The organism is Geodermatophilus sp. DF01-2, assembly GCF_004571065.1.
In the GTDB taxonomy this organism is placed as follows: Bacteria; Actinomycetota; Actinomycetes; order Mycobacteriales; family Geodermatophilaceae; genus Geodermatophilus.
The window spans coordinates 1-9,763 of the sequence record NZ_SPQN01000113.1 but is presented as its reverse complement, the minus strand read 5'-3'; the positions used below and the strand labels follow the sequence as shown (position 1 = coordinate 9,763).

Sequence of the window (9,763 nt, the reverse complement as noted above, 5' to 3'; positions counted from 1 at the left end):
GGCGCGCGACGGGCCCGGACCCGGCTCCACCGCCGGTCCCCCCTCCGCGCGTGGCGGTGCCACCGCCCGAGCCGCCACCCACAGTGGCGGTCCCCCGCGCGATGACCCCGGCGTCGTCCTCCGCGGTCGCCTCTTCTCCGGCGGGTGCCGGGGCGACGACGGCGTCGAACAAGCCGGCCGCGGCCGGCCCCAGCAGCACCAGGCCGACGGCGGCCCCGGCCACGACGACGCCGCGGCCCAGCCGGGAGTTCCGTCGCGGAGTCCGTCGTGGTGGGCGGGACGCCGTCTCCCCAGCGGCCGACGGCCGGGTCCGGTCCCGCCGCGGCCCCCGGCCGGGAGCATCCGACCCGGCCGGGGCGGCGTGCGGGAGCGACCCGGCGACGACGGGGGTCGCGGCCGCGACCTGCCGCTCGACGGGAAAGGTCTCGACCGGGAGCGCCTCGACCGCGAGCGCTTCCGCCGCCAGCGCGGCCGCACCTAGTGCGGGGGTCAGCGCGGGGTCGGCGCCCACGACCAGCGGCCGGCCCAGTTCGCCGGAGAGGACCTCGGCGACGAGCGGCACCCGCACCCCTCCGCCGGCGAGCACGACGGCCTCCAGGTCCTGGAGCCGGAGCCCCGCGGCCGCGACCGCAGCGGCCAGCATGCCGGCCGAGTCCCGTGTCGGCTCCGCGAGGACCTCGTCGAGCTCCTCACGGGTGAGCCGGACCGTCCCGTCCCCCGAGCCGTCGACGTCGACCCGCACGACGGTCGCCGTGGACAGCGCCTCCTTGGCCGCGACGCAGGCCGCCCGGAGGGCTCGGGCCCACCCGGGCGCCTCCCCCTGCGGGGTCCCCAGGCAGCCGACGACGTGGGCGACGACCGCGTCGTCGACGTCCCGCCCGCCCCACGGCAGCGGCGCCGGTGGGGGGGCCCGGTGCCCGAGCGGCTCCTCCGGTGTCGGGCCGACGACGGCGGTGTCCAGCGTGCCGGCGCCCAGGTCGTAGACGGCGACGGTCGACTCGCCGGGCAGGTCACCGGCCACGACGTGGTGGTGGACGGCGGCGACCGCGGCGGACACGAGCGAGAACCGGGGGACCCCGGAGGAGGCGAGCGCACGGGCGAGCACGGCACGGCGGTGCCCCGACCAGGAGGGCGGCACGGTCAGCACCGTCCAGGAGTCGGGCCGGCCCTCCCGGGCCTCGGCCAGCTCCCGGACCCGCTGGACCGCGGCGGCGACGAGCTCGGCGGCCGGTACGGGGTGGTCGCCCGCGTACACCGGGACCGGGTCCCCGACCCGCGCCACCAGGTGCCGGGTCCGCGCGGTCCCGTCGACCGGGGCCAGCGCCACCCGGCCGCCGTCGTCGACCGCCGTCGTCACCCGCCCGTCCCCCAGGGGCAGGACCGTCGCGCCCGTCGTCCCCCCGTCGACCGCCCCGCAGACCGCCGCGGAGACGGTGCCGTCCCCGACGTCGATCCCCAGCCCGTACTCGCCGTTGTGCACAGGTGCCCCCAGCCTCACCAGACCCCCCGGGCCCGCGCGGACCGGTCGGGTGGTCGCAACGTATGTCCCACCCGTCCCGTCTGTCCCGCGCATCGCGGCCTCGGGACCGACGCGGTCGGTGAGGAGGGGGCGACACCCCGCAGCCCCTAACGCAGAGTCAGCGGGCATCCCCCATGCCGGGAGCTCGATGGGGGGCGGTCACCCGATGCCGGGGAACGCCGGTCGGGGGTGCACTGCGTCCCAGCAGCCGGCCGACGGTGGACGGCTCGAGACCCAGGAGTGCCAGCCATGTCGACCATGACGAGCTCGCTGCTCGACTTCATCCTCGACCTGTTCCGCGACCCGGAGAAGGCCGCCGCCTACGAGGCGGACCCGCACGCCGTGCTGGACGCCCACGGCATGTCGGACACCACGCCGGAGGAGGTCGCCGACCTCATGAAGATGGTGGGTGACTACGCCACGGTCGGCGGCTGGAACGGTCACGGCGGGGACGGCCACGACAAGGGCGGGCACGACGAGGACGGCTACAAGGGCCGGGACGACGACGACAAGGGTGGTCACGACAAGGACGGTTACGGCAAGGACGGCCACGGCAAGGGCGACTACGGCAAGGGCGACCGCGACGACGACAAGGACGGCCACGGGCGTTCCGACTGCGACGACGACGGCAAGGGCGGCTACCAGCCCAAGCCGGACGACGACGAGGACGACAAGTGCAAGGACGTCGCGCCGGTGGAGAAGGACCACTGCGACGACGACGAGGGTCAGTCCGGTGGCTACCACCACGCCCCCGCGCCCGCCGGCGGCACGGAGACGGTGATGATCACCCACCTGCAGGAGGTCCACTACACGCACACCGAGAACACCGTCGAGATCGACGCCTCGCACAGCATCTGGGTGAGCGGGGACGCGCAGGCCATCTTCGGCGACGTCGAGGGCGACGTCGCCCAGATCGACAACGAGGGCGGCATCGTCGCCGGCGACGACGTCGACGACTCGGAGGTCGACAACAGCGACCACTCGGTGCGCGACTCCTACAACACCGACGTCGACACCGACCTCGACGTCGACGTCCGCGACAACAACCTCGTGGTCGGAGACGACAACACGGTGGTCAGTGGCGACGAGAACGCGGTCGGCAACACGGTCACCACCGACAACAGCGAGACCGACAACAGCGTCGACGTCGAGTTCGACGACGCCATCGTCCAGACCGGCGACGGGACCGTGGTCAACGACTCCGAGGACGTCGGCAACGACGAGTCCGTGCGCGTCGTGGACAGCTTCAACACCGACAAGAGCGTCGACGTCGACAAGAGCGTCGACGACTCGTTCAACGGCAACGACCTCTCGCAGGACAACGACGGAGTCGACGACTCGTTCAACGGCAACGACCTGTCCCAGGAGAACGTCGGCAACGACCACTCCGAGACCGACAACTCGAAGACGGACAACAGCGTCGACGACTCGTTCAACGGCAACGACCTGTCCGACGACGACGGCGTGGACGACTCGTTCAACGGCTCGCTGAACGGCAACGACCTCTCCGACGACGACGGGGTCGACGACTCGCTGAACGGCAACGACCTGTCCGACGACGACGGCGTGGACGACTCGCTGAACGGCAACGACCTGTCCGACGACGACGGCGTGGACGACTCGCTGAACGGCAACGACCTGTCCGACGACGACGTCACGGAGGTCGAGGACAACGACACGGTGAAGACGGAGATCGAGGACAACGACGAGACGGTCAACGTCGTCGAGGAGAGCTTCAACGACAACTTCTCGGACAACTTCTCCGGGAACGAGGTCGAGCTGGAGCCCGCCGGCGCCTGACACCCCGACCCGCCGGGTCCCGGTCGCTCCGCAGGGGCGACCGGGACCCGGCGTACGTCTGCCCCGACCGGCTCCCTGTGGTAGGACCGGGGTTCCCAGGAGGTGTCCGTGGTCACGTCAGCGCAGGTGCTGGACCGGGCGATGGCGCTCGCCGAGGTCTGCGAGCGGCCGGACCTGCACCGCCGGCTGGTGCAGGCTCGCGCCCGCGGTGAGGACCCGCGGGTGCGCGTCCTCGTCGTCGGGGAGCCCAAGCAGGGGAAGAGCTCGCTGGTCAACGCGCTCGTCGGCGCGCCGGTCTGCCCGGTGGCCGACGACGTGGCGACCGTCGTCCCCACGGTGGTGCGGGCGGGCCAGGCGCCGCGTGCCAGCCTCGTGCTGGCCACGGGGCCGGGTGGGGCGGGTTCCGGGTCCGGCGCCGGCGACGTCATCGGGGAGGGCCCGACCGAGCGGGTGCCGGTGCCGATCGACCAGGTCGCGGCCCGGGTCGCCGGCGAGGGGACCGAGCGGCTCGTGCAGGCCGAGGTGGAGCTGCCCCGCCGGCTGCTCGACGGGCTGGAGCTGGTGGACACCGCCGGCGTCGGCGGGGTCGGCACGCACCGGGCGCTGCGCACGGTGGACCTGCTGCCCACCGCGGACGCCGTCCTGCTGGTCTCCGACGGCAGCCAGGAGTTCACCGCGCCCGAGATGGCCTTCCTCGAGCAGGCCGCCGCGCTGTGCCCGACGGTCGTGTGCGTCCTCACCAAGACCGACGCCTGCCCGAACTGGCGCACGATCGCCGACCTCGACCGGGCCCACCTCGCCGGCCGCGGCGTCGAGGCGCCGCTGTTCGCCGTCTCCTCCGCGCTGGCCCAGCTGGCGGTCCAGCACCGCGACCGGGAGCTGCACGAGGAGTCGGGGATCGGCGCGCTCGTCACCCACCTGCGCCGCGAGGTGGTGGACCGGGCCGAGACCCTGGCCCGCCGCTCACTGGTGCACGACCTCTCGGCGGTCACGGAGCACCTCTCCCTCGCGGTGCGCTCCGAGCTGGCCGGCCTCGAGGACCCGGCGCACCGGGACGAGCTGCTGCGCGGCCTGGAGGATGCCCGGGCCGCCGCGGACGACCTGCGGCGCCGCTCCTCGCGCTGGCAGCAGGTGCTGGCCGACGGCGTCACCGATCTCATGGCCGACATCGACTTCGACCTGCGCGACCGCTCCCGGGTGGTCATCCGCGAGGCGGAGGAGGCCATCGACGCGCAGGACCCCGGCCCGATGTGGCCGGAGCTGGCCGAGTGGCTGGACCGGCGGATCGCGGCCGCGGTCGCCGACAGCTACGTGTGGGCGGAGCAGCGGTCCGAGTGGCTGGCGGCCCGGGTCATCGAGCAGTTCGCCCGCGACGGCGGTGCCGCCGTCCCCACGCTGTCGGTCGGCGCGGCCGGCGACGCGCTGGAGAGCATCGTCGACCTGCCGGTCCTCGACGACGGCTCGATGACGCTGCGGGAGCGGACCCTCATCGGGCTGCGCGGCTCCTACACCGGCGTCCTCATGACCGGCCTGGTGACCAGCCTGGCCGGGATGGCCATCATCAACCCGGTCTCGGTCGCCGCCGGCGTCCTGCTGGGGCGCAAGGCCTACAACGACGACAAGAAGCAGCGCGTCCAGCGGCGCCAGTCGGAGGCCAAGGCCGTGGTGCGCCGGCACCTCGACGAGGTGGTGTTCCAGGTCGGCAAGCACCTCAAGGACCGGCTGCGCACCGTCTCCCGCACCCTGCGCGACCTGATCACCGACACCGCCGACGAGATGTCCCGGTCGCTCGCCGACGCCGTCGCCGCGGCGCAGCGCTCGACCCGCGAGGCCACCGCCGAGCGCGACGCCCGCATCCGGTCGCTGCGGCAGCGGCGCGACCAGCTGGACCGGTTGGCCGCCGACGTCCGCTCCCTCGGCCGGGCGGCGGTGCCGGCTGCGGACAGCCGCCCGTGAGCGAGGGCACCACCCTCCTCGACGACGTCCGCGCGCTGCTGGACGACGCGCTGGAGCGCTACCGGGACGACCCCGCCGTCGCCGGCCGGCTGCGTGCCCAGCGGCGGCGGCTGGACGAGCCGCTGCGCCTGGCCCTGGTCGGCCGGGTGAAGTCGGGCAAGTCGACGCTGCTCAACGCCCTGGTGGGGGCGCGGATCGCGCCCACCGACGCCGGCGAGTGCACCCGGGTGGTCACCCACTACCGGCACGGCGCCACCCCGCGCGTGGAGCTGCACGGCACCGACGGCGGACGGCGGACGCTGCCGGTCCGCCGTGCCGACGGCGGGCTGCGGCTGGAGCTCGGCGGCACCCCGCCGGAGGAGGTCGCGCAACTGGTCGTGGACTGGCCGGCCGACCACCTGCTGTCCGCGACCGTGGTCGACACCCCGGGGATCGCCTCTCTCTCGACCGCCACCAGCGCGCGCACCCGCACCTTCCTCGAGGCCGGCGAGGGCCCCGCGGGCGCCGACGCCGTCGTCTTCCTCACCCGCCAGCCGCAGCCGGAGGACATCGCCGTCCTGGGCGCCTTCCAGGCCGGCACCGCGGGCGAGGGGGCGCTGACGACGACGATCACCGTGCTCTCCCGCGCCGACGAGGTCGGGGTCGGCCGGCTGGACGCGCTCCTGGCGGCCGGCACCGTGGCCCGGCGGATGTCGGCCGACCCGCAGGTGCAGGCGGTGAGCGCGGCGGTGGTGCCCGTGGCCGGGCTGCTGGCGCTGGCCGGGCGGACGCTGCGGCACGGGGACTACGTCGCACTGCGCGCCCTGGCCGGCGCCGACCAGCAGCAGGTCTCCCGGATGCTGCTGACCCCCGACCGCTTCACCCGGCCGGAGACGCCGGTGCCGCTCTCGGTGGAGGTGCGCACCGCACTGCTGGACCGGCTGGGCCTGTTCGGCATCCGGTTGTCGATCGCGCTGGTCCGGACCGGCGTCCCGGACGCCTCGGCCCTGGCCGAGGAGCTGCTGCACCGCAGCGGGCTGACCGAGCTGCAGCGGCTGCTGCGGGTCCACTTCACCGACCGGGGCCCGCAGCTGCGGGCGGGGACCGCGCTGCGGCTGCTGGAGTCGGTGCTGGCCGAGGACCCGGTCGAGGGCGCCGACGAGCTGTGGGCGGGGCTGGAGCGGCTGCGCCTGGCCACCCCGGACCTCGCCGAGCTCGACCTGCTGGCCCGCTCCCGCTCCGCCGGCAGCCCGCTGCCCGCGGACCTGCGGGCGGAGGGGGAGCGGCTGCTCGGCGCCGAGGGCACCGCACCCGCCGCGCGGCTGGGGCTGCCGGCCGGCACCCCGGACGACGAGCTGCGCCGTGCGGCGCGTGCCGCGCTCGGCCGCTGGCGGGAGGCCGCCGACGACCCGCTCGCCGGCCGGCCGGCAGCGGATGCCGCCGAGGTCGTCGTCCGCACGTGCGAGGCGTTGCTCGCCGGGCTGGACGGATCAGCGACGGAACCAGGCGCGGGCGGAGCGGCTGAGCAGCGGGACGAGGGCGAGGACGAACGCTCCGGCCGCGGCCAGTAGCGCCATCCGGTCGAGGTCGGCGTCCCCGGCGACGACGGCCTGCGCCACGTCGAGGGCCAGCAGGGTCGGCAGCGCGGTGACCAACAGCGCCCACCGGGCCCACGCCCGCCGGCGCAGCAGCAGCGCGACCCAGACCAGCGAGACGGCGATCAGCGCGGCGACCCCGCCGAGGACCAGGGCGATCGTGGCCTGCACGCCGTCGGCGATCAGGTCGGCGGGGGCCGTGGGGTCCTCGCCGGCCGCGATGGCGGCCAGCCGGGTGCGCAGCGCCCCGCCGTCGAACAGCGCGGCGGTGAGGCCGGTGATCGCGGCCACGCAGCCGGTCCACCACAGCGCCGCGGTGGCCCGCACGGTCGCGGGCCGGGGAGGCAGGCCACGGGCCACCGGCGGCGCGAGGTCGCTGGTCACGGCCGGCCGCGCCGGGGGCAGGTCCTCGGCGGAGTTGCCCGTCACGACGACACGCCGGGGCAGCGGGCGGTGCGCCTCGGTCCTGGGTTCCGGCGCCCCCGTCTGCGCCTCGGTCTGCGGCCCGGCCTGCTCGGCCCCTGGCGCCCTGGTGGATCCCGTCACGCGCTGCCCCTCCCGCCGGGTGGCCCCCTTGCAGGGTCCCACCGCTGGCCCCGTCCCGGGTCCCGCTCCGAGCGTAGCGAGGGACGGGGAGGATGGGGTCCTTCCACGGTGGGAGGCAAGGGGGTCCTCTTCCAGGGTCCCACCCTGAGCCTGCGAAGGGCGGGGGGCAAGGGGGTCCTCTTCAGTGACCGGTGAACTGCGGGGCGCGCTTCTCCAGGAATGCCTCGACGGCCTCACGGTGGTCGGCGGTGCGGCCCAGGTCGGTCTGCAGCCGGGCCTCGAGCGCCAGGGTGTCCTCGAGGGCGTCGGTGGCCGCGGTGGCCAGCACGGTCTTGATCGCGCGGTAGGCGGCGGTGGGGCCGGCGGCCAGCCGGGCGGCCAGCGCCTGCGCCTCCGACAGCACCTGCTCGGGAGCGACCACCCGGTGCACCAGCCCCCACCCTGCTGCGGTCTCGGCGAGGAACGGCTCGGGCACCAGCAGCAGCTCCGCGGCCCGGGAGCCGCCGACGCAGTGGACGAGGCGGGAGGCCAGGGCCGAGTCGCTGGAGAGCCCGATACCGGCGAACGCGGTGGTGAACTTGGCGCCCGCGGCGGCCACCCGAAGGTCGCCGGCGAGCGCGATGCCCAGCCCCGCCCCGGCACACGCCCCGTTGACCGCCACCACCACCGGCACCCGCAGCGCGGCCAGGGCCAGCACCAGCGGGTTGTACTCCTCCTCGACCACCGACAGCGACGTGGCGGCGTCGCTCCTCAGCTTCTCGACGTGCTGGCCGAGGTCCTGCCCGACGCAGAACGCCCGGCCGGTGCCGGTGAGCACGACCGCTCGCACCGACCCGTCGGCGCCGACCTCCCGGACGGCGTCCAGCAGCTCGCGGCGGGACTCGTGGGTGAGCCCCGCGCGCAGCATGGTGATCGTGGCGACGCCGCCGGCGTCCTCGCGGGTCACGGTCTCGGGCATCGTCGCCCACCTCGTCTCTCGGTATCGGCGTCTCTGGGTATCGGCGTCTCTCGGTATCGCGTCTCGGCCTCGCGCAGGGGACGGCGGGATCGGTGACCTCGACGGCGCCCGGGGCGGGAGCGTACGAGATCGCCGACGTCGCCGACGGGACGTCCGCTGTCCGGCGCCAGGTGACGGAGCTCCCGGCGGAGGACCTCCCCGTCGTGGTGGGTGGACCGTGGGCCCGCGGCGCGCCGATGCCGTGGCGGGGCCGATCGTGCCCGGATCGTGACGGACGGTCCCTTCACGCACGTCGCCGACCTGGGAGGATGGGCCGTGGGCGGCGGTCGCGCGGGCCGGGCCGACGACGCCGTCCAGCGGGACGGCGGCCCGCGCGGCACCGTCGGCCATGTGTAGTCGGGCGGGCTGCGGGACACCCAGACCCGGGGGCACCGGCGCCCCCGGGTCGAGCACTGACGGCCGGTCGTAGGCGAGGAGTGAGCCACCGTGGTGGAGCCGGGTCGGCGCAACCTGGGGGAGCGGTACGAGCTCGCCGAGCTGATCGCCGCCGGCGGCATGGGGCAGGTCTGGCGCGGTACCGACGTCATCCTCGGCCGGCCGGTCGCCGTCAAGGTGCTGCGCAGCGAGTACACCGGGGACCCCACCTTCCGCGCCCGCTTCCGTGCCGAGGCCCAGCACGCCGCCGGGCTGAGCCACCCGAACATCGCGGCGGTCTTCGACTACGGGGAGATCGAGGCCACCGACGGCAGCGGCGAGACGCTGGCCTACCTGGTCATGGAGCTGGTCGAGGGCGAGCCGCTGTCCTCGGTGCTGCAGCGCGGCGGCCGGCTGCCGCCCGCGGTCACCCTGTCGCTGCTCGAGCAGACCGCCTCCGCCCTCGGCGAGGCCCACCGGGTCGGGCTGGTGCACCGCGACGTCAAGCCGGGCAACATCCTGATCCGCGACGACGGCAGGGTGAAGATCACCGACTTCGGCATCGCCTGGTCGGCCGAGAGCGTGCCGCTCACCCGCACCGGCCAGGTCATCGGCACGCCGCAGTACCTCGCGCCAGAGGTGGCCGAGGGCCACCACGCCACGCCGGCCAGCGACGTGTACGCCCTCGGCCTGGTCGGCTACGAGTGCCTGACCGGCCACCCCGCCTTCGACGGGGACAATGCGGTGACGATCGCGCTCAAGCAGGTGCGCGAGGACCCCGACCCGCTGCCCGACGACCTGCCCGGCGACGTCCGGCGGCTCATCCGCCGCGCGCTGGCCAAGGACCCCGCCGCACGGATGCCGGACGGCGCGGCCTTCGTCGCCGCGGTCGAGGACGTCCGCGCCGGGCGCCCACAGCCCGAGCCCGCGTCCACCCGGAGCCTCGCCGTCCTCCCGGGCCTGCCCGCCGGGGCGCACCCGGCCGCGGCCGGCCCA

8 protein-coding genes are annotated in these 9,763 nt (G+C 75.5%); 5 read left to right on the top strand and 3 right to left on the bottom strand.

Features of this window, described 5'->3' with window-relative positions:
* Positions 1 to 1,498, bottom strand: a 1,498-nt coding sequence (locus tag E4P41_RS19955) for an Hsp70 family protein (protein ID WP_167761189.1), incomplete at its 3' end; no start/stop codon positions are given.
* A 270-nt stretch (positions 1,499 to 1,768) separates the two neighbouring features.
* Between E4P41_RS19955 and E4P41_RS19950 the strand changes: the two genes are divergently transcribed.
* The 3 genes from E4P41_RS19950 (at position 1,769) to E4P41_RS19940 (ending at position 6,825) form a co-directional block, all read left to right on the top strand.
* Positions 1,769 to 3,319 (top strand): IniB N-terminal domain-containing protein, encoded by a 1,551-nt coding sequence (locus tag E4P41_RS19950; protein WP_135142975.1) that lies wholly within the window; start codon positions 1,769 to 1,771, stop codon positions 3,317 to 3,319.
* Between the two features lie 108 nt (positions 3,320 to 3,427).
* A complete protein-coding gene (locus E4P41_RS19945; protein ID WP_135142974.1) occupies positions 3,428 to 5,275 on the top strand; it encodes a dynamin family protein in 1,848 nt (615 codons plus the stop codon).
* Positions 5,272 to 6,825, top strand: a complete 1,554-nt coding sequence (locus E4P41_RS19940) for a dynamin family protein (protein WP_135142973.1) — start codon at positions 5,272 to 5,274, stop codon at positions 6,823 to 6,825. Before E4P41_RS19945 ends, E4P41_RS19940 begins: the two co-directional genes overlap by 4 nt.
* Here E4P41_RS19940 and E4P41_RS19935 read toward each other — a convergent pair.
* Both E4P41_RS19935 and E4P41_RS19930 read right to left on the bottom strand, forming a co-directional pair.
* Complete coding sequence (locus E4P41_RS19935; protein ID WP_135142972.1) at positions 6,745 to 7,395, bottom strand: hypothetical protein; 651 nt, start codon at positions 7,393 to 7,395, stop codon at positions 6,745 to 6,747. The genes E4P41_RS19940 and E4P41_RS19935 overlap by 81 nt on opposite strands.
* Before the next feature lie 181 nt (positions 7,396 to 7,576).
* On the bottom strand, positions 7,577 to 8,353 hold the full coding sequence (locus E4P41_RS19930) for an enoyl-CoA hydratase-related protein (protein ID WP_135142971.1): 777 nt from the start codon (positions 8,351 to 8,353) through the stop codon (positions 7,577 to 7,579).
* Between the two features lie 267 nt (positions 8,354 to 8,620).
* On the opposite strand from E4P41_RS19930, the gene E4P41_RS23740 reads away from it, so the two are divergent.
* Both E4P41_RS23740 and E4P41_RS19925 read left to right on the top strand, forming a co-directional pair.
* Complete coding sequence (locus E4P41_RS23740; protein ID WP_280661371.1) at positions 8,621 to 8,749, top strand: hypothetical protein; 129 nt, start codon at positions 8,621 to 8,623, stop codon at positions 8,747 to 8,749.
* Between the two features lie 90 nt (positions 8,750 to 8,839).
* On the top strand, positions 8,840 to 9,763 hold a 924-nt coding region (locus tag E4P41_RS19925), incomplete at its 3' end, for a serine/threonine-protein kinase (RefSeq protein ID WP_135142970.1).

Coding starts and splice junctions, on each gene's coding strand:
- E4P41_RS19950 (WP_135142975.1), top strand. CDS start 1,769: ATGTCGACCATGACGAGCTCGCTGCTCGACTTCATCCTCGACCTGTTC.
- E4P41_RS19930 (WP_135142971.1), bottom strand. CDS start 8,353: ATGCCCGAGACCGTGACCCGCGAGGACGCCGGCGGCGTCGCCACGATC.